The 23,287-nt window shown below is 66.5% G+C and carries 23 protein-coding genes and 1 pseudogene; 13 read left to right on the forward strand and 11 right to left on the reverse strand.

Annotated features, from left to right (window positions below; all coding sequences use genetic code 11):
• Nucleotides 1-160: 160 nt before the first annotated feature.
• The 3 genes and pseudogenes from BEMPMBAN_RS14700 to BEMPMBAN_RS14710 all read left to right on the forward strand — a co-directional run.
• Nucleotides 161-331 (forward strand): annotated as a pseudogene (locus tag BEMPMBAN_RS14700) (DUF3703 domain-containing protein); the annotation flags it as partial.
• A gap of 77 nt (nucleotides 332-408) precedes the next feature.
• Nucleotides 409-918 carry a hypothetical protein gene (locus tag BEMPMBAN_RS14705; RefSeq protein ID WP_159231141.1) on the forward strand — a complete coding sequence of 170 codons (510 nt, stop codon included), beginning with the start codon at nucleotides 409-411 and terminating at the stop codon, nucleotides 916-918.
• 113 nt (nucleotides 919-1,031) lie between these two features.
• Complete coding sequence (locus BEMPMBAN_RS14710; RefSeq protein WP_200845983.1) at nucleotides 1,032-1,676, forward strand: methyltransferase family protein; 645 nt, start codon at nucleotides 1,032-1,034, stop codon at nucleotides 1,674-1,676.
• Nucleotides 1,677-1,939: 263 nt separating this feature from the next.
• On the opposite strand, the gene BEMPMBAN_RS14715 is transcribed toward BEMPMBAN_RS14710, so the two are convergent.
• The 6 genes from BEMPMBAN_RS14715 to BEMPMBAN_RS32640 all read right to left on the reverse strand — a co-directional run bounded on the left by BEMPMBAN_RS14715 (nucleotide 1,940) and on the right by BEMPMBAN_RS32640 (nucleotide 8,879).
• A complete protein-coding gene (locus tag BEMPMBAN_RS14715; RefSeq protein ID WP_200845984.1) occupies nucleotides 1,940-2,344 on the reverse strand; it encodes a hypothetical protein in 405 nt (134 codons plus the stop codon).
• Nucleotides 2,341-4,482: an integrase gene (locus BEMPMBAN_RS32635; protein ID WP_159231143.1), complete on the reverse strand. Its 2,142-nt coding sequence runs from the start codon at nucleotides 4,480-4,482 to the stop codon at nucleotides 2,341-2,343. The genes BEMPMBAN_RS14715 and BEMPMBAN_RS32635 overlap by 4 nt, the downstream gene beginning before the upstream one ends.
• Nucleotides 4,479-6,164, reverse strand: coding sequence for a hypothetical protein (locus BEMPMBAN_RS14725; RefSeq protein ID WP_159231145.1), 1,686 nt, complete (start codon nucleotides 6,162-6,164; stop codon nucleotides 4,479-4,481). The genes BEMPMBAN_RS32635 and BEMPMBAN_RS14725 overlap by 4 nt, the downstream gene beginning before the upstream one ends.
• A 74-nt stretch (nucleotides 6,165-6,238) precedes the next feature.
• Entirely contained in the window at nucleotides 6,239-7,735 is a 1,497-nt protein-coding gene (locus tag BEMPMBAN_RS14730) for a site-specific integrase (RefSeq protein ID WP_200845985.1), read from the reverse strand.
• Nucleotides 7,736-7,866: 131 nt separating this feature from the next.
• Complete coding sequence (locus BEMPMBAN_RS14735) at nucleotides 7,867-8,349, reverse strand: Imm61 family immunity protein (RefSeq protein WP_159231147.1); 483 nt, start codon at nucleotides 8,347-8,349, stop codon at nucleotides 7,867-7,869.
• 65 nt (nucleotides 8,350-8,414) lie between these two features.
• Nucleotides 8,415-8,879, reverse strand: coding sequence for a hypothetical protein (locus tag BEMPMBAN_RS32640; protein WP_234897461.1), 465 nt, complete (start codon nucleotides 8,877-8,879; stop codon nucleotides 8,415-8,417).
• 320 nt (nucleotides 8,880-9,199) lie between these two features.
• Between BEMPMBAN_RS32640 and BEMPMBAN_RS14745 the strand changes: the two genes are divergently transcribed.
• Nucleotides 9,200-9,748, forward strand: coding sequence for a hypothetical protein (locus BEMPMBAN_RS14745; RefSeq protein ID WP_159231149.1), 549 nt, complete (start codon nucleotides 9,200-9,202; stop codon nucleotides 9,746-9,748).
• A 129-nt stretch (nucleotides 9,749-9,877) separates the two neighbouring features.
• Entirely contained in the window at nucleotides 9,878-10,174 is a 297-nt protein-coding gene (locus BEMPMBAN_RS14750) for a hypothetical protein (RefSeq protein WP_159231151.1), read from the forward strand.
• Here BEMPMBAN_RS14750 and BEMPMBAN_RS14755 read toward each other — a convergent pair.
• A complete protein-coding gene (locus BEMPMBAN_RS14755) occupies nucleotides 10,155-10,415 on the reverse strand; it encodes a helix-turn-helix domain-containing protein (protein WP_159231153.1) in 261 nt (86 codons plus the stop codon). The two genes, BEMPMBAN_RS14750 and BEMPMBAN_RS14755, sit on opposite strands and share 20 nt — an antisense overlap.
• 61 nt (nucleotides 10,416-10,476) lie before the next feature.
• Complete coding sequence (locus tag BEMPMBAN_RS32645) at nucleotides 10,477-11,001, reverse strand: hypothetical protein (protein ID WP_234897462.1); 525 nt, start codon at nucleotides 10,999-11,001, stop codon at nucleotides 10,477-10,479.
• 436 nt (nucleotides 11,002-11,437) lie between these two features.
• Between BEMPMBAN_RS32645 and BEMPMBAN_RS32650 the strand changes: the two genes are divergently transcribed.
• The 6 genes from BEMPMBAN_RS32650 to BEMPMBAN_RS14785 all read left to right on the forward strand — a co-directional run bounded on the left by BEMPMBAN_RS32650 (nucleotide 11,438) and on the right by BEMPMBAN_RS14785 (nucleotide 14,981).
• Nucleotides 11,438-11,707 carry a hypothetical protein gene (locus tag BEMPMBAN_RS32650; RefSeq protein ID WP_234897463.1) on the forward strand — a complete coding sequence of 90 codons (270 nt, stop codon included), beginning with the start codon at nucleotides 11,438-11,440 and terminating at the stop codon, nucleotides 11,705-11,707.
• Nucleotides 11,708-11,775: 68 nt separating this feature from the next.
• The gene (locus BEMPMBAN_RS14765; protein WP_159231155.1) at nucleotides 11,776-13,347 is read left to right on the forward strand and encodes a ParB/RepB/Spo0J family partition protein; all 1,572 of its coding nucleotides are present in this window, start codon (nucleotides 11,776-11,778) and stop codon (nucleotides 13,345-13,347) included.
• A 272-nt stretch (nucleotides 13,348-13,619) separates the two neighbouring features.
• Entirely contained in the window at nucleotides 13,620-13,871 is a 252-nt protein-coding gene (locus BEMPMBAN_RS14770; RefSeq protein ID WP_159231157.1) for a redoxin NrdH, read from the forward strand.
• 47 nt (nucleotides 13,872-13,918) lie between these two features.
• Nucleotides 13,919-14,203: a hypothetical protein gene (locus BEMPMBAN_RS14775; RefSeq protein ID WP_159231159.1), complete on the forward strand. Its 285-nt coding sequence runs from the start codon at nucleotides 13,919-13,921 to the stop codon at nucleotides 14,201-14,203.
• 14 nt (nucleotides 14,204-14,217) lie between these two features.
• On the forward strand, nucleotides 14,218-14,463 hold the full coding sequence (locus BEMPMBAN_RS14780; RefSeq protein WP_159231161.1) for a hypothetical protein: 246 nt from the start codon (nucleotides 14,218-14,220) through the stop codon (nucleotides 14,461-14,463).
• On the forward strand, nucleotides 14,448-14,981 hold the full coding sequence (locus BEMPMBAN_RS14785) for a hypothetical protein (protein WP_159231163.1): 534 nt from the start codon (nucleotides 14,448-14,450) through the stop codon (nucleotides 14,979-14,981). The genes BEMPMBAN_RS14780 and BEMPMBAN_RS14785 overlap by 16 nt, the downstream gene beginning before the upstream one ends.
• Nucleotides 14,982-15,123: 142 nt before the next feature.
• On the opposite strand, the gene BEMPMBAN_RS14790 is transcribed toward BEMPMBAN_RS14785, so the two are convergent.
• From BEMPMBAN_RS14790 to BEMPMBAN_RS14800, 3 genes are all read right to left on the reverse strand, one after another.
• Nucleotides 15,124-15,627, reverse strand: a complete 504-nt coding sequence (locus tag BEMPMBAN_RS14790; protein WP_159231165.1) for a hypothetical protein — start codon at nucleotides 15,625-15,627, stop codon at nucleotides 15,124-15,126.
• A gap of 93 nt (nucleotides 15,628-15,720) precedes the next feature.
• Nucleotides 15,721-15,945: a hypothetical protein gene (locus BEMPMBAN_RS14795; protein ID WP_159231166.1), complete on the reverse strand. Its 225-nt coding sequence runs from the start codon at nucleotides 15,943-15,945 to the stop codon at nucleotides 15,721-15,723.
• A gap of 24 nt (nucleotides 15,946-15,969) precedes the next feature.
• A complete protein-coding gene (locus tag BEMPMBAN_RS14800; protein WP_159231169.1) occupies nucleotides 15,970-16,440 on the reverse strand; it encodes a hypothetical protein in 471 nt (156 codons plus the stop codon).
• Between the two features lie 320 nt (nucleotides 16,441-16,760).
• On the opposite strand from BEMPMBAN_RS14800, the gene mobF reads away from it, so the two are divergent.
• Nucleotides 16,761-22,628: a MobF family relaxase gene (gene mobF / locus BEMPMBAN_RS14805; protein WP_159231295.1), complete on the forward strand. Its 5,868-nt coding sequence runs from the start codon at nucleotides 16,761-16,763 to the stop codon at nucleotides 22,626-22,628.
• Between the two features lies 1 nt (nucleotide 22,629).
• Nucleotides 22,630-23,214 (forward strand): hypothetical protein, encoded by a 585-nt coding sequence (locus BEMPMBAN_RS14810; RefSeq protein ID WP_159231171.1) that lies wholly within the window; start codon nucleotides 22,630-22,632, stop codon nucleotides 23,212-23,214.
• The last annotated feature ends 73 nt before the right edge of the window (nucleotides 23,215-23,287 follow it).

Genomic DNA, 23,287 nt, shown 5'->3' on the forward strand with positions numbered 1-23,287 from the left:
CGAGCCAGGCGCAGGCGACCGGTTTCTGACAGCGGGGCGTTACGGTGGACCACGAAGACCTCCAGAGTGAGTGGTGTGTTCCTAGACAGCTCGCACTTCACTCGGAGGTCTTCTTCATGTCACCACGCCACGCCGTCCCTAACGTCCGTGGTCGGTACAGCTAGGCCAGCACGACCGCCGCGAAGCCATCGGCCAGGTCCTGCGCCTGATCGTGGCCGCCCCTGGCTCGTTGACCGGTCGTTATCCCGTCGGCAACACCGGCCGCGTCGAAGCGGGCCTGATGACACCCATGCCCATTCCCGACGACCTCGCCGCCCTCACCAACAGATGAAACCGGCGGCGCCGCGTACCAAGCGCCGACCGGAACGACCCCGCTGGGCTGTCGCGGCCGCGACGGGGATCACCGCTGTGACGCTGGGCCTGGGATGGTGGGCTTTCGACCTACTGACAATGACGATCTTCACCGCCGGATTTGCCGGCGGCCTCCTGCTGTGGCTGTTGTTCCCCGCCGGCGGGGACTGGGCAGATGTCCGAATGCCATTCTGGATTGCGTTAAGCCTGTTCCTACTTCACCGCGTCGAAGAAAAGCAGATGGGGTTCTTCGCGTTTCTGGCGACGGTTACCGGAACCTCCAAACCCTCCCCGGCATCCCTGCCAGTCCTGCTGCTCGTCGCGGTGTCGGTTGGCGCGTGGCTGCTGACACCCATCCTGATGCGCCGCAACCACCCCCTAGGTCGTTACCTGGCCTGGACATTCTTTCCCTCCATGGGTCTGACTGAACTCGCACACTTCGCCGTCTTTCCCTGGTTAAACCCCAGCGGGATCACTGCCTACGTTCCTGGAATGTGGACGGTCCTCGCTCTTGCCCCCGTCGCCTGGTGGGGCATGTGGAGACTTGTTCGCGGCTGGGCGTATTGAGCTACGAAGCGACAGAGCGCAGGCCGGCAGGGTCTGGTCATATCGGTGACCCGCATGCAGGGCGGCTATCTGCTCGGCGTCGCCGCCAAGCCGCTCGCTGGGGGCGGTGGGCGGTGATCGCCGCCGCCGCGCTGACCCTGTTCGTGGTCATGATGTTGCTCGCCGGGGCGCTGCGCACCCTCATCCAGCGACACCGCACCGGTGACAGCGGCAACCGACGCACGCTCTCACCGCGCGGCTCGCTGGGCTGGTCGGCACTCACCGCCACCGACATCGGCTACCTCATGGTGGGTGTCGGCGGCCCACTGGCGCACTGGCTGGGACTACCGCCGGTCAGCGTGCTGCAGCACCCACCCATTCAGGCGCTCGGCGTGGTCTTGGCGTTGATAGGCATCCTGGCCGCCTTCGGGGCGCAGATGGCCTTGGGTGCGTCCTGGCGGATCGGAGTCGACCAAGGTGAACGCACCGCACTTGTCACCAGCGGCCCGTTCCGGTGGGTGCGCAACCCCATCTTCACCGCGGTGCTAATCACGTTCCTCGGCCTGGCGCTCATGGTCCCCAACCTCGTCGCACTCATCGGCTGGGGCCTCGCCCTAACCGGCATCCAGACGCAAGTACGGCTGATCGAAGAGCCCCACCTGCACCGAATCCACGGCGAACCCTACGACCGCTACACCTCCACAGTCGGCCGGTTCCTGCCAGGACTGGGACGCCTGCGCACGGACGGACTGCTCGACACCGGGGAGGGGGAGAATTGATCACTCCTCGATGTTCACTACGCCGCAACGCGAGTTGGTTAGTTGGTCGGATGGCGTCGCTACCGCAGCAGATGCGGTCTAGCGCTTCGACATTCACGCGGTAGTAGGCCCATGTGCCGCGTTGGCCGCGGCTGACGAGGCCGCTGTCGACCCGAACGCTAGGTTGACGGTGGCCTCGGCGAGCCGCTTCGCTGTCCAGCACACTTAGAGACCAGCATCGCTCGCCGAAACAACACGACGACCCTGGATAAGTCGCCCGTCGGCTACCGTGACTTTCGTTCAATCGCAACGACTAAGGCTGGCACCTCGGCCCCTTGGGCGCGGAGCTGCTGGTTTTCGATCGTGAGCTGCTGGATCACGCGGACGAGGGCGGGAACGTCGGCACGGAGTTGGTTGAGTTCGCCGGTTTTGTTCTCACTGGTTGCTCGGAGTTTGGCGATCGTCTTGCGGAGTCTGGCCTCGACCTCGGAGGGGCCCCCGCGTTCTCGGACGTGTTGGTAAAAATCGTTTTTCAGGTCGGTGTGCCGTTGTGTGAGGGCGTTGCGGGGCACCTGGGCTTCGTGTGCGAGCGCCACGATTGTCAGGGCACCGTTTGAATGCTGTGGGGTGCCGTTCAGTATTCGAATCATGGCGGCGTGGATCCGGTCGCGTTCATCAGCGGCGGTCATGGCGTGTCCTTGCAGTTGGAGTCGCGATTGTCATTCGCGATGATTCGGGTGTTGTCGTGGGCCTCGGCGTAGCTGCGCAATCTGGCCGCGCTGGCATGAAGGCGGTCCGCGATCGGTCGTGGTGTCAGCGTTGCTTGCTGGTCAAGATGATTAGCGCGGGTGCGTAATTGAGTGGCCTGCTGGTCGGTGCGGGCGATGTTCACACAGCTGGGCGCACAGGAACTGAGCAGTGGTGTGTCCGAGGGCCCGTCGCGGTGGCAGAGGGCTCGGTCCGGTTTGTATCGGCAGAGCAGCAATGCGTGGGGGTTGTCATAGATTGTCAGGTCCTGATTGGCGATCAGCCGCCGGGCGGTCGTCGCGTTGATGGACGAACCGTTGAAACGTGGTGCACTAGCGGCCGCTTTGATGACATCACGCGCGGCCGGGCCGGAGACGCCGGCACCGCTGGCGATGTCGTCTCGTAGATCTGCGAGGGTGTCGGCGACTGCGCGGACCGTCTCGATGTCGATAAGATCGTGAATGCCGTCGACCACGCGGGATGCGTAACGCCCCGCCACTGCGGACTGCACGTGTCCATACTGAATAGCCAGGGCGACGTGGCCATTTGGCCGCCGTGCGATGTGCCAGGCGAGTGTGCGTCGGAACCGTGTGGTCGCTATTGGGCCGTGCGGGTCGGGGTGAATGGTCTCCGTGAGTAACTGATGCCGGGTGGCTTCGGCATTGGCCCACGTGACGAAGTCGGTGATGCGTGTGCGCATGGTTCGTCCGACGATCGCCCCGGTGAGGCTTGATCTGCGGTTCGAGTCGTGGGCGCGGACATCGAAGAGCAGGCTGTCGGGGGAAACCATCGTTTCCAGCACTCTGATGGCGTTGACGACCGGTCCGATGGCCACCCACGGCACCGCCCGTTCCGTACCGTCAGACAGGTGGTTTCCGTCGTCGTCGACGGCAGTCTTGTACTGGCGACCGTGAATCTGATGACGCCCTACCGCGCCGTCCTCGGTGGGGTTCGGGTCCGGGCAACACCCAGCCCTCAGGCTTAGTACTTCGGCGGGTCTCATTCCGGTGAGGTAGGCGCACACGATGAAGGCGGCGGTGCCCAAATGTCGCCACAGAGCCCTGGTTTCGTAGAAGTCCATCGCTTGGCGCCAGGGCTGTCCCGCGATGCGTCCAGTGACAGGGACCTCCAGCGGGCATCCCCATTCCCGAGTCGCTGCGGTCGCGAGCAGCGCCGCCCGGCGGCGCCGGGAGGTAGCCAACTGGGCGGGGCTCGCCCCCGTCTGTCCGCAGATGTAGGTCGACGCCAGCATGATCTTGTCCTTGTACATGGTGGCAGGCAGTGGGCAGTAGGAGTCGATGAGTTGGTCAAGGTACGCGCGCAGGGCCTCACCGCCGCCGGCAGCGGCGACCGGGGGGATCGCGTCTTGGAGTCGGCGACGCTCGACCTCGGCGGCGATGATGTCCGTGGCCAGATCGTCGACGAGGCGGATGGCCCACACCAGCAGCGGCGCTATCGTTGTCTCGGCGAGTGGCCAGGTTGCGTTCTCCGGGCCTGTTGGTGTCCGATCGGGCAGGTAGTCGTCGATGCGGTCAGACTCCCATGGCGGTCGGCCAATACCGCAGGGCGCGGCGCTCACCTCGTCGAGCGCCCACAGGCGGGTGAGAGCGAGAAGCGTGTGGTGCGCGGCGTCTCGGCCTCTGGCCGGACCCGACAACAGATACATCCCGTAGTCATGCAGCGTTGCGGTATCGCAATCGGCGAGGTCATCGATACCGCGGCTGTCCAGCCACGTGGCGAGCAGAAACCATCGCCCAACGACCTGGGTGATGGTGGAGGCGCTGATCCTTGTGCGCATGGTTCCTCGACCGCTGACAAAGGTGGGTCGCAGTGCGCCGTTGATCAGGTTCCAGACCGCCAGCCGAAGCTGATCGTCAAAAGCGACGGGACAGTTCGCCCAGCTGATCTTGAGCCGCATCGCGGTTGGCGAGTCCCGCAGAGCCGCGAGTGACCAGACGGGATCGGAGTAATTCGAATTGAGGTGGGCATGAATCGGCTTGACAAGGTCATCGCCGATCACGTCCGCCCGCGGGTTGGGCCGGGGTAAGCGGTAGGGGTCATGCTCTTCGGCCGCGGTCATGCTTCGAGCATTCCGTGGAGAAGGTGATCGATGAGGTCGCGGTCGGCGTCGGAGACTCGCATTAGCGCCTGTTCCCAGACAGCATTCCCGAGGCGGGTTCGGAGGTCTTCGAGGCGGGCGTGGTGCTCGGCCCATTCCCGTTGCCACACTGTTGGGTGCAGTGCTGAGCGCAGGTTGTTCAGTGCGGCTCCCAGGTGAGCCAATCGGCTGTGATGTCCGGGGTGGACCGTTGCGTTCGTGCACGCCAGGCACAGGAGAAACGATGCGGTGCAGCCCAAGTCGGCTGAGTTGGAAAACGGGCTGGCATAGGGATCAGCGCAATCGGCGGTCGCGGTTTCGACGTGATCTGGATCGCCGCTGTCGCGAAGAGCAGCTACCAGAAGCGTGTTGCGCGCTTGGGTGAGGGCAGCTTCAGCGCCCGCGGCGATCACGTTCACGGAGTCGCGCTGAACACGACGATCCACCAAAACATAGCTGCGGTCGAAGGTCTGCTCGGACTGCTGCGCAGGTTCTCGCCGGTTCACGGCTAGGACCGTTCGGCGTCCCCGCAGGAACGGCGAGCCAGTGAAACCCTGCGCCTGCGCCCATGCCGACGCGTCTTGCGACAGCACGCCGAACCGGAACACACCAACGGGTTGCTCACGATCAGTGCTGACTTTCAACGGGCCACGATGACCGGTCCGCCACACCATCAACCGGTCTGTCTCAGGTGCGCTTTGCGCGACGCAGCTGCGGGCGAACCTGGTCGCCTGCAGCGCGTGGGTGATTAACCGGCCCGCAGAACCTGCTCCGGTGTCTGTGACATTTCTGGTTTCGTGGTGGCGGCTGGGCCCGCGGCGGGGTTTGTCTAGCTCGAGACGGTACGTCGGTTGGCCGTCCGCACCTGGGTCTGGTGAGGCTTTGGGCACCGCGAGGCCTGCGATGACCGAGAGATTCCACCCGAATTGGGCCATCAGCAGGACCGCCAACGCAGTGGTCTCCATGCGGGAGAGAAACAGCCGTTGCCAAGTGAATTGGGCTTTCGCGCCGCCTAGCGCCTTCTGGTACTTGTCGGCGGCCACGTAGAGGAAGCCCTCGCTGGCCATGTTGTTCGGTTTGCGTTCTTCGGGGACCAGACCGGTGCGGGCAAGTACGTCAAGTGCCTCGCCCAGTAGCCACTCTTGGCTGTCCTCAGCGAAGGCGCCGGCGTGCCAGCGCTGCAGGTGCAGGGCGTTGGCGTCGATGCGTTTACGTGCGGTCCGGAAGGTTCTCCGAGCGGCCACGGTGATGCGAGTGAACTCCTGGTCACTGTAGGACTGGGTGCTGCTGGGTGCGAGCCGGACGCGTCTAAGGAGTTCATCGGCGACGGCCCCGGACTGCAAGCGCGGATCCTCACGCAACAGAAACGCCATCCTGGTGAAACGCTGTTTGTCGTGCAACGGCAGACTGTTGCGCCATCGTCTGAGCACGGCCGCGCTGAGATCGTCGATATCACGCACGGTTTCTGGTTGTGCGGCAAGGAAATCGGCGAAGTACGACACGTGACGCCAGTACTTCGACGAACTGACATGCGTCGACCAGCCTTGGGGCGCGCACCTGGCGGCGAATAACGTGGCCAGTGATCGCTGAAACGGTTCTGCGACTGTCAGCGTGGAGAAGTCGAACTCCTTGATCTCCCCGCGGGAATTGCGGTGCCGAACCACCAAGGAATCCGGCAACAAGGCCTGCGGTGTTCTGTGGTCGTACGAGGGTAGGGCCGCGCGCCGCCCGGGTGCGTTCACGTGTCGGAGTCCGAGGCGCCAAAGTCCGCGATATCTTGAATGCCGACGGATTCGCGTGCAATGCGGGTGAATAGCTCGTCCAGCTCGGGCATCGGCGCCGAAGGTGGGCTGGCCGCATCTGCGAGCATGGACCTCAGCTGCAGATCGGCGACCGGCGCCAGATAGCGCTCAACGGTGGTCTCCCTGGAGGCATGCCCCAACAGATTCTGGACCATGAACCAGGGGTCACCGTAGAGCTGCCGGTAGTCCCGCCGTTCCTCTGGTGTGAGCCCGAAGCGCTGATCCATCAGGGTGTTGAGGACCACCAGCATGTAGAGGGCGAAGCTGTGACGCGTGGAATGTGGTGTGGCGTAGGGTGCATGGACTTTGTGGGGGTCCATGCCCACGCGCTCCGGCGGAGTGAGCACCGTAGCGCACCGACGATTGGCGGTGGTAAAGACGCCTTCCCACGAGTGAATCCGAAACGGAAGACCTCGCTCGTTGAGCCATAACCACATCGGTTCGGGTCCGTGCGGACCGTCATGGAACAGCGTCATTCGCTCGCTCACGGTGAAGCGGTCGAGTTCGCGTTCGCCGCCGGATCCATCATTGCCGCGCCACACCACAGTCGGGTTGGCGCCTCCGCCAAACTCGGTAACCATCCGGCGTCCGGGCAACCGGTCGTAGCGGCCCTGCTTCTGGGCTCGGCGAACTGTGAGCGCGCGCGAAGAATCGCAGTAGGTCTCGACGTCGGCAATCGCATCAGCGGCGACGTAGTAGGTGCGGGATTTCTTTGATCGGGTGACCTCGGCGGCCACACGACCACGGCAGTATCGGCCGGTCTCGAACTGGCGAGCTGGGACGTCGACCGTCAGCAGGGAACCACCCTCTGCGCGACGCAGGCCCGAGGACACCATCACACGCACGAATGCGACGTTGCGGTCCTCAAGGCGGCCGACCCACCCAGGCTCAGGAATACCGATGGCCGTGTGACCGCAGAGACCGACCCCGATCCACCGCCGCCACGTACGCGGGGTCAACCAGTGCACGTTGCCCCGTTTCGCATCCTTGGCCCTGGCCGCCGGCACCACAGCTGGCCTGCCATCGCGGCCGACAATCTGCTTGACCACGATCGGATTGACTTGCATATGCCCGTTATCGGTCGCCCAGCGGAACAGGCTCATCAGTGACGATAGTTCCCGATCCCACTTGGCTCCGCCGATACGACGAGGATTGCGCTCGGCGAACCGTCGCCAGTCCTCGTAGTCCTCAACATCTTTCGCTGTCGCGCCCGACCAGCAGACGCTCCGGTTCGTCAGGAACGTGAGGAACAAGCGCAAGTCAGTCGCATAGTTGCGGCGCGTCTCCCGCGTATGCCTGCGAAAAGACCGGGACTGCGCGTAGCCAGTCAGCAAAGGGTCCACCCGATATTCGGGCGAAAGAAAAATCGGGTCGCCCGGACGAACCCCCGCCGACTCCTCGCGCCCCGTGAAGCCCACCCAATCATCGACCACACGGGGCGGCGCCCCCAAGCTTGTTGCCGCGTCCGGTACCCAGAACACTCTCCACTGCCTCAAGAACGCCTCACTTCGCCATTACCGGACGGGACCGCCACAGGATGCGCCGATATACCGTTCCGCCGCCCTCAACACGCTGACGTAGCAGGGAACAAGGCGAGCAGGCTCAACGTCGGATCGGGCGCTGCGGCGACTGGGCTGTCCCCCGCGGCCCGCTTTAGCGTCCGGTATCCGCGCACCATGTCGCTCAATTCGTACCCGTCAGCCAAATCTTGTCTGCGCCATCCGAGTTCGAGCTGAGGCAGATCGAGGTCCTCGCGGATGTCATCGGCGAACAGCCCAACGAGGTAGCGCTCCAAGACGTCGACCTCGGCAACGAACAGCACCGGGTGTTCGGCGTCGGCGTCGACCGCCTCAGTGAGTTCGAGCCGGTCAGCACCGCGACGACGAACGAAGTACCGGGTAGGAGCGCCTGCCTCGGAGCGCAACTGAACATCGCCATCGTCGGCGACTGAGGCGAGGTAGTGGGCGGTCCGCGCCCAGCCAAGACAGTCGGCACTCAGCGCAAGCGGGCCATCTTCGCGGCCCGCTGCGTGCCCGTCCGTTCCCACGCGAATGAGGTTTACGGAGTCGCTCCCCTGCGCTCGAATAAGCGCACGTGTGGTCGACCGGGTGTTCAGATGGCGATCTCTGGCTCCTCGCGCTCGCGCTCAATACCCTGCTGCCGCTTGACCGAGGCACTGACGGTCGTGGCGAGCATGCGCCCGTGGCCGATGACCTGTCGGGCTGCGGCCCGTTCGTCGTCGGTGAGGTCGCGCTGGCGGGCAACCTGGCGCGCCTTGCTCACTGCCGAGCGGGCCAGTTCCCGCCGGCGCCGGGGCTCGGTGCTGCCGCGGGCGTCGGCGAGGGCCGACTGGGCCTCGCGGAGCAGGCTTCGCGCGGTGATGGCGAGTGCGTCCTGCATCACCGCCAGCGCACGCTCGCGATCGGCACTGCTCGTCGCGTCACCTACAGCCACTTCGGCGGCGGTGTCGGCCGCGGACCGCGCGTACTGGCCTTGCCGGTGTGGGTCGGTCTCGGATTGCGCGGTGTGCAAGTCACTTTCGGCGCCCTGCAAACTTGCCGGTTCCGGTGTGGTCATGAGCCGGACGCTACGGAGGTCGGCGCGGTTCCGTCCACCACCAGAGCCAACATCGCGGACAACTTTCTTGCCGCGGCGATGGAGGCCGCTTGCATGCAGGCCCTGTCCGCCGCTGGTCACTTCGTGCGCCGCCGCGGCGTTCGTGCGAAACAGGTTGCTCGACCCGCCGGTAAGTCGGGGGGTCGGGAAACGAAAGGCCAGGAAGAGGAGGGTTTCGGTGGGCGGAAAGGTTCTGTTTGATGGTCGAAAAGTGTTGCTAGACAACGCATTACGCGATAGACTGTTAACTATAGATAACACTCACTCGAAAGGGTAGACCCATGGAGACTCGCCTCACCGAAGCCCACCTCACCCCCGCAGCTCTGGTCAGCCACACGATGATTCGCATTCAGGGCGAGCAGGACGGCGACCTCGCCGTCTACCACGCCTGCTCACCCAACGCCAGGCTGCGTCTGCAATGGGGCGGCATCCTGATGACGATGCTGAACGCGCAGGCCTGCCAGGGCGTGCTCGAAGGGTTCAGCGCCGCCCGCTCGGCGATGACCCTGATCCCCCGCCAGATCCCGGCAGCGCCCCCGGCGGCGGCCGACCCCTTTGCCCTGCCCACCGTGGCCATCGACTGGACCCGCCGACCCGCCTACGCGGTGGTTCCCCGCCAAGAACTCTCCCGGGACCGCAAGCGCCAGCTCAAGTGGTTAGACCTTCACATGGGCCCTGTGACTTTCCAGATCCTTGACCAGGCCGGATGCGTCGGCGCAGTCGAGATTCTCCAGGCCGCGCATCACACCGCGACCCGTGTGTTCCTGGACGGCCCCGAGCACGCGCAGGACCCCACCGAGAACGACTACACGCCCCCGCCGAGCACGTAGCGGTTATCCACAGGGCAACCCGACGCCGGGCCTGTTATCCACAACCACGGATAGCAGGCCCGGCGTTTTGGTGTTTAGGGCAGACAATCGCGGTAGCCGAGTCTTTCCGCCCATTCGAGGAGACCCACCATGACTGTGCCCTGGTCGCTGACCACCACCACACCGGTCCGGATCGACACCACGATCGGCGCCTCGGATGACCACGATGCGGCAGTAACCGCCGTGCTGTTCGCCGCCCAGGACGCCATCGCCGCCGATGAGCGATCAGCAGCGCCAGCGGCCCGCTACGAATTGCGCGCGGCCGACGAGCTGGTAGCGCTCATTGGCACCGGAGCCGGCGAGGACGGCAGGCCCGACTACGCCTCGACCGGCGAGCTGATTCAGCGCATCGAGTGTCAGCGCTACCTCAGTGCGGCGCCGTACTAACAGGCTGCTTCTCCAGCAGCTGTGCAGGATCCACGCCGAGGCCGCGGGCCAGATGCACCAGCACCACCACGGTCGGGCACTTGTTCCCCGCCTCGACAGTGTTGAGATATACACGACTGATCCCCGCGAGCTGGGCAAGCTTGGTCTGCGAAAGGCCGGCGGCGGTGCGGTGCTCACGGATCGCCGTGCCGAGGGCCGCGATGATCTCCGAACCGTCGTCCGTGGACGCAATGTCGTCCATGCCCAGCTCCCTCCGGCGGTGTTGTCTATAGGTTACACCGCCATCGTGGGCGCGGGTGCTCTCAGAACAGCACAGCATCATTGGTCGCCTCCTGCCACCACGCCTCGAACCCCGGACGTGCCTTGTCGTCAACCACTGCCGGGCACACGACGAAGAAGTGCTCCAACGCCGGAAGCTGGTCGCCCCGTTCGCGGAGCACCTGGCGCGCGATTCCATCGGCCCCGATCCGGCGCTCACCGGCACACTCGCGAAGTGCCTCGTCCATCTGCTCACGGCTGCCGCGTGCGAGCGCGCTCACCGACCGCGCGGTGATCCCCCGACCGTGGGCGCGGACCGACGATCTGCGCGTGAGCCGGCGGACCTCGTAGACGGCGTGCTCGGACTCGTCGAGCATCGCGTCGAACCGGGACTGAACCTCTGTCAGCCCGGCACCGGCCATAAGGTCGGCCGCCGAACTGCCCGCGATGAGTGTCTGGCGCTCGTTGAGGGTCCGCGCGACGGCCTCGAGGAACAGTGCTCGCGCACCGGCCTGCGGCTCGTGGCGGTACCGCTCGACGAGGGCCTGACGGCCGGATGCAGTCGTCATTGCGAACACGCAGTACGAGCAGGCCGACTTCGACCAACGGCACGAGGTCGTCTCGGCGATGAAATCCGAGCACCGGGTGCGATCCCAGCCCCACTCCAGAAGCGGGTACCACCCCGTCCGGTGGTCGGTGTTGAACAGCGCATCCTTGGCCGCGCGCGCCCGTTCCCCCGCCTCGAAGCCCGAGTGCGTGTCGGTAGCGACGCCCGGCGGTCACCGACGCGATCACCGGATCCAGGCAGTTCCCCTTGGACTGCACCGAGCACATCCGCGCGCCGCCGAGCTGCGGAAGCGTTCCGGCCGAAAGCATCTCGTCGGACAGCTTGTACCCATCGACGTGCAGCCGCTGCGGCGCTGAGGAGTCGTCGAGGACGGCAACACCTTCACCGCTGGCAGTCGTCTTGCGCTGCGTGCGGCCGACCTGGATGAACCGGACCCCGTGCCGCCGCAGCTCGGGAAGTACGACGTCCTCGACGTCGCGCAACGTTTGTTCGAACTCGTCTCCGGTGTGTGCGGTGATGACGATGAGGTCCTGGAGGTCGAAGTCTCGGCTGGAAGGGTCGGCGAGCCAGCGCAACAAGATGGCAGTGGAGTCGACCCCCATTCCATAGCTGAGCACAACCGTTGCGCCGCTGTCGATTTCAGCGATGCCGGGGAGCTGATCGTGACCGATGTTCATCGTGATTCGCTCCTTTCGGATCTGCGTTAGGTGTTGCCTATAGTTTACACCTACTGTAAACTATAGGCAACAGGTCAAACCCCGAGGAAGGAACCCCAATGACCACCAACACCGCCACCACCACCGCCGCACCCGAGCTGCTTCACCTGGACCCCAACGAGATTGAGATCGGCGCGAACGTCCGCTTCGATCCCCGGCTGGACTGCGACTTCCTGGCCTCCATCGAGGAGCACGGAGTCCTGGCCCCCGTCACCGCCGTCCGGCTCGACGACGGAAGCGTGACGCTGCGGGACGGCCAGCGCCGCACCCAGGCCGCACGCCAACTCGGTCTTGCGACGATCCCGGTCTACGTCCACCAGCCCACGTCACGTCACCGAGTCATCGAGCAGATGATCCTCAACGATCACCGAGCAGACCTCACGGCGGGCGAACGCGCGCGAGGAATCAACCAGCTGCTCCTGGACGGAGTGTCAGTGACCAAGGTGGCCAAGGAACTGTCCATCACCAAGGACGCCATAGCGGCAGCCACCGTGGCCATCGAATCCGAGAAGGCGATGGGCGCTCTGGACACCGGGCAGCTCAACCTCGTGGAGGCCACCAGCTTCGTCGAGTTCGATGGCGACGACGCCGCCCAAGCCGAGTTGATCAAGGTGGCTGGCACCGACCAGTTCGACCACCGCGTGGCGCAGCTGCGGGCAGAGCGTGAAGACCAGCGCCGCTACCAGGAGACGGCGGCAACGTTCGCCGCCAAGGGCTACGCCGTGCTCGACCGACGCCCCGGCTGGTCCGACAAGGCCTACATCCCGACCAACTACCTGCGCGACGCCGAGGGAGACACCCTCACCGACGAGAAGATCGCCGCCATGGACCCGCAGAACTGGGCGGTCGTTCTCGACAGCACCGAGGCGTACCAGGATGTCGAGACCGGCGAACCGGTCGACGAGCGCGACATCGACTTCGACACCGCCGACGATCCCACCCTGGAGCCGGCCGAGGGCTACCGGCACGCACGGACCGTCACCGAGACCACGGTGTGGAGCCCCGACTTCTACTGCTGCAACCCACGCGGGGCCGGGGTCACCATGCCCGACTGGGCGGCACGTCAGTACGGCTTTGACGCCGACCGCCTGGCCGATGCCAGCGACCCCGATGGCGCGGCCGACCGCGAGCGCGCTCGCCAGGAGGAGGCCGACAAGGAACGCGCCGAGCGTCGCAAGCTCATCGCCTTGAACAAGCTGGGCGAGGCGGCAGCGGGCGTGCGCCGCGAGTGGATGCGCGACAAGCTGCTCTCCCGCAAGACCGCCCCCAAAGGTGCGGCGCTGTTCCTCGCCGAGCTGATCGTCACCCGCCCCGACCTGTTCAACGACTACCACGGCCAGCGGATCGCCCCCGACCTGCTCGGCCTGGCCGACAACGAGACTCCGGAAATGGCGGTCGCCAAGCTCCCCGCCACTGGTGATGGCCGCGCCCAGGTCATCGTGCTCGGAATGGTGCTCGCGGCCGCAGAAACCCGGACGCCGAAGGACGCCTGGCGCGGTGCCTCCGATGTCACCAAGAAGCTCTTGGCCTGGCTGAGTGAGCAGGGCTATCCGCTGTCGGACATCGAGCAGGTGATGCTCGGCAAGCGCAAGGCCGACGCGGTGTACCGACAGGCTTGCAAGGAGGACTAAGCCGCCCGACGAGGGGCCCCGGGGAGCGCTCAGCTCCCCGGGGCCCTTTGCCATTCGGGAAAGAAAAAGACGCCAATAAAAGGGGAATTGCGTTATTGGTTCCTAGTGCGAATAGGCGCGGCCTAGTGCCATTATCAACACAGCATAAAGGCGCGCAAAAAGCGTCCGAATTAGTCCAACTAATATGGCTCTATCCGTTGCCGAAATGACTATCAGCAATTAGAATAGAGCATATAGAAACACCCCGAATTCACACCATTAAGGAGCGCGAAATGAGCACCACCGCCACGGTCACCGTCTACACCAAGCCCGCCTGTGTTCAGTGCAACGCGACCTACAAGGCGCTCGACAAGCAAGGCGTCGCCTACGACGTCGTCGACATCACCACCGACCCCCAGGCCCGCGACTACGTGATGGCCCTCGGCTACCTCCAGGCCCCCGTCGTCGTGGCCGGCGACGACCACTGGTCAGGCTTCCGGCCCGACCGCATCAAGGCACTGGCCACCGTCACCGCCGCCGCGTAACCCCGCCCGGTCCGTACACCGCCACCACTGACCCTCAGGAGCCACCCATGTACACGCTGACCATCGACGACCACGGCCACGACGTGAGCACGCTGCACGACACCCCAGAAGCCGCCCAGGCGACCCTGCACACCTACCTGGTGTTGTCGGACTACTACCACCGGCCCACTCAGCTCAACGCCGCTCACACAGCGTTCGAGTTGATCTCCCTGGACGAGACCAAGCCGCGCGTCATCGGCGTGGCCACCATCGAGCCTTACTCCGAACTCGACGCCCGCCGCGACCTCAACGCCGTGTTCGCGGCCAGCCCCGTTCACGCGCTCGCGTCGTAAAGAAGTTCATTCTCATGAGCAACCACGAGAACCTGACCGGCACCACCGCCACCGACCAGCATGGCCGGGCCTGCGAAGTCCTGCAGGACACGGGCGACGTCAACGTCCGCATCCGGCTCACCGGCACCAACTTCGGCGGCTGGGTTCCCCGCACGACGCTGACCCTCACCGGAAAGGCATGGCCAGACCTCGATACTCCAGCACCGGCAGCACTGCGCGCTGGCGGCTTAGCTCCCTCCGCGCCATGCCCTACTACCTGACCCGCGTCGCCGAGCTGCCCTACCACCACACGATGGGTGAGCGGCCCCTCCCGGACGGCACACGCTCCAACTGTCCCCTTGCCCTTGAGGCTGTGCTCCGCACACGCGGTCAGCACCCCGGGCAAGACGGCTACCGCGAACTGTTCACCGACAACGCGATCTCCGGACGCCGCCAAGCCTGCGACGTCCACGCCGGAAACTGGACCGTGGTACTGCCCGCAGTCACGGCCTTCCTCGAGCCCTTCCCGGCCAGTGCCGACACCGCCACCATCGCCCACGCCGCGCGCAACCATGCACCGTTCGCCGGTCTCGCTGCGGCCGACCGCCGGCTGACGCTGGCGCTGCTGAGCTACAGCGACTCGCTACGCGTCTACACCAACGGCCACGGCCAGCGCGAAACGATTGGCCAGCATCGCATCTGCTGGGCCCGCACAGCGGGCGTCCACGCGCTGCCCGTGTGGTTCGACGCCACAACGGTGCGCCCGTCACGCGACGCGGTGCTCCTGCAGCTCGGCTAAAGCGCTCTCTCAGCGCTCTCTCAGCGCTCCGCCTGGGCGCGTCCAGCTCGACGCTGCGACACCGCCCGCCAGGACGAAACGCACGCCGTCCAAACGAACCTCCGGCACGGCACCAGCGAAAGCCGCTGAGCCCCCGCCGGGATCACCACAGAGTGGGCTGATCGCCGAGCAGCGCCGCCTGCACCGCGGTGGCGTCCCAGCCGTGGCGCACCGCATCGCGCAGCGCCACCGAGCGCTCACGCCGCACACCGCGACTGTCGAAGCGTCGCACCGCATGGCGCCCACCGCCGCGACGCATCCGCGCCATCCGCTCCATGTTGTCGCCCTGGGAGCCCGACACCACGTGCTGTTGAACGTCTGTCGCCGCCGCGACTTTCACACAAACCGGATTGTCGCACTCGTGCAAACTGAGCACGCCCGCTGCCACGCTTCCGGCTGCGATCGCCAACGCGTAGCGATGCGGGCGCACGCAGAACCCCACGCCGTCGCGCGTGAGGTAGAAACGGCCGTAGCCATCGGCACCAATGGCCCCGGTCCAGATGTTGCAGTCCGAAGGCATTGGGCCACAGACAACGTGGCTGTGGAACCGGGCAATCTCAGCGGCGTGCAACACCCGATCAACGATCAGCTGCCCCGCGCTTCTCATGGCCGCCGATCCTACGTCCGAGCACCGACACCGGACGTGCCCAAAGCCGCCGCCAGCGTCCCCGCCAACAGGACCGCAGCGGCGTTCGAGGAGCTACCGCTGTGGTGCGCCATCTGAGGCGCTGCCGAACAAGGCCCTGCGCCGTTGTAACTCACCTTCGATCGCGTCCCCCAGGCGCGCAACGGCGCCGGGGTCGGTGCGCAGCTGCAGCAGCGCACCGTCGAGATGCGGGAAGGCCGGCGGATTTCCGTCGCCAAGGCTGCCGGTGCTCGGCTGCCCGTGGAACACGATGTTCGTCTCACCCGCTGCGCCGCTCACCTACGCTCCGCTCCGGCGTCGGCATCAGGCCGACGCCGCGGTGGGCTCGGCGGTGCCAGGGTAGGCAACCCCACCGGTCTCGGCACCGGTCTCACCGCCACCGCCTAGTGCATGCGAACCGTTGCGCTGCAAGGGCTTCTCCGGCTTCGGCGCATGTCGTGCCATCGCGCGAACAATGCCGATGCCCACGTCGTGCTTGGTCGCAATCGTCGTTAGCGTCTCACCACGGTCTCGCATCCGCCCGATCGCCGCACCGGCAGCGGCCCGCTGATCGGTCACACGCTTGGCCGCTTCCCGCTCGGCCTGCGCGCGCAGCTCGGCGAACCGTTTCTTCTTCCACTCATCGACCTCGGCGATTTTACCGAGTGCGACCAGGAGGATCGTGGCGTCCTTGATGTTCGCCTTGTCCCGCTGGGCGCGCTCTTCGTTGGCGCGCCGGGTCGCTTCAATTGCCCGCCGCCGGGCCTCCGCTGTGGACGTTCCTGCTGCTGTCATGACCGGGACACTAAAACCGGCCGGGCCGGACGTGCCACCACCACAGCCACATTCGCCGCCACCAATTTTTTCGCCGCAGCCCCTGCCGCAGCACCGCACCTCACTCACCCACCGCGCAGCCCGCCCGCTCACCACCGCCGCACCGCCCACTCAGCTCACCCCCTCACAGCCACCTCCCACGGCCAACGACAGACCACACACCTCTTGCACTCAGGAAACCCGGCAGTCTAAGAGTTTTCTAAGAACCTCCGGTTTGGTGGTGGCTTCGCCAACCCCGGAGTTCGTAGCGTGCGGCGCATGCGGACACCGGCGTGCGCGTCATGGTGATGACGCTGCACAAGCTGACCGCCGGGGACGGATACCTGTACCTGGTGCGGCAGGTCGCTGCCTCCGACAGCACCGAGCGGGGCCGCTCCACCCTGGCCGACTACTACTCCGCCAAGGGTGAATCGCCGGGCCGCTGGATGGGACGCGGCCTGGCCGCCCTGTCTGACACCGGTCGCAGCGAAGTCAGTCCGCAAGCCCGCGAGGAACTTTGGACTGTCGACGAGGGATCGAGCGTCGATGAATCGCAGATGCGCAACCTCTACGGGGTGGGATTGCATCCCAACGCCGACCGCATCTCGACCTACGTCAACGCTCACGGATCGGGCGCGCCACGGGCAGCCGGTCGGCTTGGGCGAAAGTTCCACGTCCGCGACGGCGAGCCAGAGTTCGCGCGCCGTTTGGCGGTCGCTTTCCGCGACCACAACGCCGAAGCCGGCGCGCATTGGAACGCCACCATCGACCCCGAGATCCGCTCGCAGATCCGCACTCGGGTCGCCATCGAGCTGTTCGGCGAGGAGTACGGCCGCCCTCCCGCCGATGACCGCGAACTATCCGGGTTCATCGCCCGCAACACCCGCGCGAAGACCACCGCTGTGGCCGGCTACGACCTGACGTTCTCGCCGGTGAAATCCGTCTCGGCACTGTGGGCCATCGCCCCGTTACCGGTGTCCGAGCAGATCGAAGCCGCTCACGATGCGGCCGTGGCCGACGTCCTGGAATGGCTGCAAGATCAGGCCGCATTCACCCGCACCGGCGCCGGTGGTATCGCCCAGGTCGACACCGAAGGGCTCATCGCCGCGGTGTTCACCCACCGCGACTCCCGCGCCGGAGATCCCGACCTGCACACCCACGTCGCGATCTCCAACAAGGTGTCCTATGTCGACGCCAACGGGGTGCGCCGCTGGCTCGCGCTGGACGGCCAACCCCTGCACCGCGTCACAGTCGCGGCCTCGGAGTTGTACAACACCCGACTGGAAGCCCATTTGATCTCCAGGCTGGGTGTGCGCTTCGCCGAACAGTCCCGTGGGCGGGGCAAGCGCCCGGTGCGTGAAATCGTCGGAATGTCAGCGAAATTGATGGAGCGATGGTCAAGTCGCCGGGCGGCGATCAAGGCCCGCACCACCGAGCTGGCCAAGCAGTTTCAGGTCGATCACGGACGCGAACCGACCAACGTCGAGATCATCGCCCTGGCCCAGCAGGCAACCCTGGAATCGCGCGAGGCCAAGCACGAGCCGCGCTCACTCGGCGAACAGCGCCAGGAGTGGCACACACAAGCCGTCGAGGTCCTGGGCGAACGCGGCGTGAACCAGATGCTGGCCGACACGTTGGCCGCACCGCAGACCACCCGCGAAGCCGTCACGATCGACGAGGAATGGATCGCGTCGCGCGCTGGCGAACTCATCGCCACGGTGGCCGAAACACGCTCCACCTGGCAGCGCCACCACGTGCGCGCCGAAGCGCTGCGCATGGCGCGCGGCCACGACGTGGCGCACGATGTCGCACTGGTCGAAAGACTCACCGATACCGCCCTCGGAGAGGGCTTCTCGGTACCGCACGCCCGCGTCGAAGACGCCGAGCTGGGTGAGCCTGTCGCATTGCGTCGCCGCGACGGTGCCAGCGTCTACCGCCGCCACGGCGTCGCGCTCTACACCAGCCAGGAAACACTGGCCGCCGAGCAACGAATCCTGGACGCGGTGCATCGCGACGACGGACGTGTCGCAAGCGCCGCCGACGTCGAAATGGCACTGGCGGATTCGACGGCGCGAGGGCGCACACTCAACCCCGGCCAGGCCGCGCTGGTCACCGAAATGGCCACCGCGGGGCGCCGTGTCGCACTCGCGCTCGCCCCGGCCGGAACCGGCAAAACCACGGCCATGGCAGCGCTGGCGCACGCGTGGCGCAGCTCGGGCGGACACGTCATCGGATTGGCCCCCGCCGCCGACGCAGCGATCGTGCTCGGCGAGGACCTGGGCGCCACCACCGACACCCTGGACAAATACGTGTGGTCCGCCGATCCCGCCAAGGCCGCGACATCACATGTGCCCGACTGGTTCAGCCGTGTCGGACCCGACACACTGATCGTGGTCGACGAGGCCGGAAAAGCGGCCACCGCCGGGCTGGACGCGATGATCCGCGACGCCCTCAAGAAGGGCGCCAGCGTGCGTCTGGTCGGTGATGACGGACAGCTCTCGTCGATCTCGGCCGGCGGCATTCTGCGTGACATCGCCGAGGCCACCGACGCCCTCACCTTGAGCGAAGTGGTGCGATTCAAGTCCCCGGCCGAAGCCGCCGCGGGGCTCGCCCTGCACGACGCCGACCCGGCCGGAATCGGCTTCTACATCGACCATCACCGCATCCATGTCGGCACCGACGAGACCGCCGCCGACATGGCCTATCAGGCGTGGCGCGCCGACCTGGCTGCCGGCGGGGATTCGATCCTGCTCGCCCCGACCAACGACGTCATCAACGAGCTCAACGCCCGCGCCCGACTCGACCGTCTGGCCACCGACCCCGAGGCCGCCAAGGCGCCCACGGTCGTGCTGGCCGATCAGCTCCACGCCAGCGTCGGAGACACCATCCGCACCCGCAAGAACAACCGCCGAATCGCGATCGGGCGCAACGATTTCGTGCGCAACGGCTACCGCTACACCATCACCGAAGTCCTGCCCGATGGCGGCGTGAAAGCCCGTCATCTGCGCAGCGGGCGCATCGTGACGCTGCCGGCGGACTACATCGCCGAACACGTCACGCTGGGCTATGCGGCCACCATCGACTCCGCACAGGGTTTGACCGCCGGCGGCCGCGACACCAGGGGCACCTGCCACATCGTCGGCTCGGACATGCTGACCCGCCAGCACCTCTACGTCGCGTTGACCCGCGGAACCGACGAAAACCACCTGTACCTGTCCACGGCCGAGGGCGACCCGCACCGACTGCTCTCCCCCAAGGCCACCCACCCCGAAACCGCGGTCGACGTGCTGACCAGGATCTTGGCCCGCGACGGCGCGCAGGTCTCGGCGACCACCGCCGCCCGCGAGGCCGCCGACCCGGCCATGCGTCTGCAGGCGGCGGCCGATATGTACTACGACGCGCTCGGTGCTGCCGCCGAGAACCGTCTCGGCGTCGGCGCCCGTGATCGTCTCGATGCCATCGCCGACGCGGTGATCCCGCAGTTGAGCCAGCGTGAGGCCTGGCCAGTGCTGCGCCGCAACCTGTCCGTCCTGGCCCTGCGTGGGGCTGACCCGCGCGAGCTGCTCGCCGAGGCGCTGGCCAAGGGCAGCGTCTCCGACGCCGCCGACCCCGCCGCGGTGCTGGATCACCGCATCGACCCTGCCGGCACGCACTCGTCCGGCATCGGGGTGCTGCGCTGGCTGCCCGCCGTGCCCGCGGCGCTGGCCGAGGACCCGCAATGGGGCGCCTATCTGGCCCGCCGCGAGAAGCTGGTCGAGGACCTGGCCGAGGAGATCCGCGAACGCGCACGCGGCTGGACCAACGCCACCGCACCGGCATGGGCGCGCCCCCTGATCACGGTGAACCCGGTCCTGACCGCAGAAATCGCGGTGTTCCGCGCCGCCACCGGGGTCTCCGAAGCCGACACCCGCATCACCGGTGCCCGCCAGTTCCCGGTGCGAACCCGCGGTGTGCAGGCCGCGTTGCAGCGCCAGGCCGCCACCGACATCGGCCGCCACAGCGCCGATACCTCCCGCTGGAATGACGTCATCGACGCCATCGACCCGCGCCTGCGCGCGGATGCCTACTGGCCGCAACTGGCCGCTCAGCTGGTTCAGGCCGCCCGTATCACCCCCCACCTGCGCCAGGTCATCACCACCGCGGCAGCGCAAGGGCCGCTGCCCGACGAGCTGCCCGTGGCCGCACTGTGGTGGCGTATCTCCGGCGCGCTGTCCCCGACCGCCACCTTGGCCACCACCCATTCGCGGCTTCGCCCGCCCTGGGTCACCGATATCGACGTCGTGTTCGGAACCGCGCTCGCCGAAACCATCACCTCCGACCCCGCCTGGCCCGGGCTGGTGGCCGCGATCAGTGCCGCCGATCCGCACAAGTGGACACCGCGGGATCTGCTACACGTCGCCGCCGAGCAGCTCGCCGACGCCACCGACGCCACCGACGAGGACCATCCGATCCCGCCCGGCGATTACGCCCGGCTCATCACCTACACCGTCGATGCGTTCACCCATCGCCTCCAGGCCCGCCTCGGTGTCGACTTCGAGGACCTGCCCACACCGGAGCACGCACCGATCGATCCCGCCGAGGAAGCACTGTTCCCGCCCGACCCGCAAGATCCCTACGCGCACGTCGAGGAGCCTTCGCCGTTCGATGACTCTGTCGACATTGCCCCGCCCGAAGAAATCGACCCCTTCGAATACTGGGCAGAAGAACATTCCGGTCTGAAATTTGAAGACCTCTCAGCAAATCGCCCTACACCCGAATTGGGCACCACTATGGACGCATTTATCGCGCGGCGCGCCGAGTACCGGAATGTCTGCGAAGAAATCAAAACTCTTTCCGCCGCTATTAAGGCCGGAAATGGCCCGGCGCTGCGCGCCATCGCCGACGAGCTGGTGCGTATGCGCCGCCAGGTCGACGCCGATCGCCCTTACAGCCACGCCGTCACCGACGTGATGGAGCAGTGGTCCGATGCTGATGCCCGCTACAGCGACACCCTGCGTTTGATCGAACACTCGCGCACCCAGCTCGACCTCCTGTTGGCCACCCCCGATGCTGACGAACTCGACATCATCTCGGCCCGCCAAACGATCGCCTTCTACAACGACATGCTCCCCGAACAGCCGCCCGCTCTGCAGTTCCAGCAGGCACTCGCCGACGCACAGGCTGCCCGCGCTGCGGCTGCCGGCGGCGCCGACAAGATCGTCACCGAGCGCGACATCGCCGCCGCCCGCGGCGACGCCGAACGCGCCGACATCGCCGCCCTCAACGCGCTGCGAGTACGGCGCCCGGTCCTGCGCCGCGAACTCGAACGCGCCGAGCGCGACATCGCCACCGCTTTTGTCGCTGCCCAGACCGCCACCTCCGACACCCTCGACCAGCTCATTGAGTCGGCACGCTCGGAAGTCGCACTCCTGCAGGTCGCCGGCCACCGGGACCCCAAGCGCACTGCGCTGCTCATCCCCGACGCCGCACTGTCCGGCCTCGAACCTCAGACCGCCGACCGCCTCAAATCCGTGGCCGCGCAGCCCTATCGGCTCGCCGTCATCCGCGCCGACATCACCGACCGCGAAACGGCCGCCGCTCTCTACACCCTGCGCAGCGCCGCCAACGCCGAGGACCGCAAGGTGCTCTGGCTCGCGCCCACCGAGGCCAGCTCGACCCCAGCCCACGACGCCGAGCTGGCTGACACCATCGCCACCATCGAGCACGCCCACCAGCAGGTCAGTGACCAGGAGTGGGCACTGCCGCCCGGCGCCATCGTCGTCATCGAGGACCCCGCCGCGGCCGAACCCGACCAGCTCGTCGACCTCGCCCGCCACGCTGCGGCCGCAGACGCGCGACTCGTCCTTCTCGATCCCGGCACCAGCCGCGGGCCCAGCTCGTCGGCGGTGCAGCTGCTCACGCGCTCGCTGCCCTGGAACGACACCCTCACGACCACCACGTCAGCGCCGGAAGATCCGCTCCTGGCGTCAACGCCGGCGGTCACACTGGCCGACCGCCTCGGCCGCAAGCGCCTCAGTGAACCGTGGCTACAGCTGCTGTCCCAATACGACGCCGCCGCCAGCGCCGTCCGCTCTGTCCAGCGCCGCCACCTCGCCCGAGGGTGGAACACCCCGGGACTCGATCGGGATGCTCCCGATCGAACAGTCGATACCAACGATCTAGGACTATGAAATGACTTATGACCAAGTAGATGTCATCAAGGACGTCATCGTGAGTTCCGTTGCCGACGTCCTGCCCACCGGCGTCGCACCGAGACCGCAGGTCCACATTCTCGATGACGCACTGGAGCAGCCTTATGTCGGCTACGTGGTGTGTCGGCGGTACTACCGCGGCCAGGACGCCGCCGCCGCGATCAGCCATCTGGGCCGGATCGCCGCCGCGATGTGCGCCTCCCAGCTGCTCGTCGTCTGGGAGGAATCCGACCTCCGCACCTCGATCCTCGGCGGCAAGCCCGGCGACCACCCCCACGGGCTTGCCGTGCTGGACGCACCGTTCTTGCTGGGCTCAATCCATACGTTGGACTGGCACCCATTCCAGTGGTGCACCAGCGACGGCACGCCCGTGTATTTCACCAACCCCGCGCTCGGCCTCCAATGGGGACAAGCCAGCCGGCACCCAGGAGCGCCACTGCCAGATCCGGTGCCCGCACTCTTGATGTCCTGGCGAGCACCAGCGCCTTTCGGTCCAGACGACGTTGAAGGCACAATCAGCGAAGCGGTCAGCGCAGGCTACGAATTTCACCTCACCACGCGCTGAGCCTGCGAACGGGTTTACGTCTCATCCAGACGAATCATGCTCTGGTGGTGGACTGCGCCGACTGCCGCCCGCC

It is taken from the genome of Mycolicibacterium austroafricanum, assembly GCF_902705885.1.
GTDB classification, from domain to species: Bacteria; Actinomycetota; Actinomycetes; order Mycobacteriales; family Mycobacteriaceae; genus Mycobacterium; species Mycobacterium vanbaalenii_A.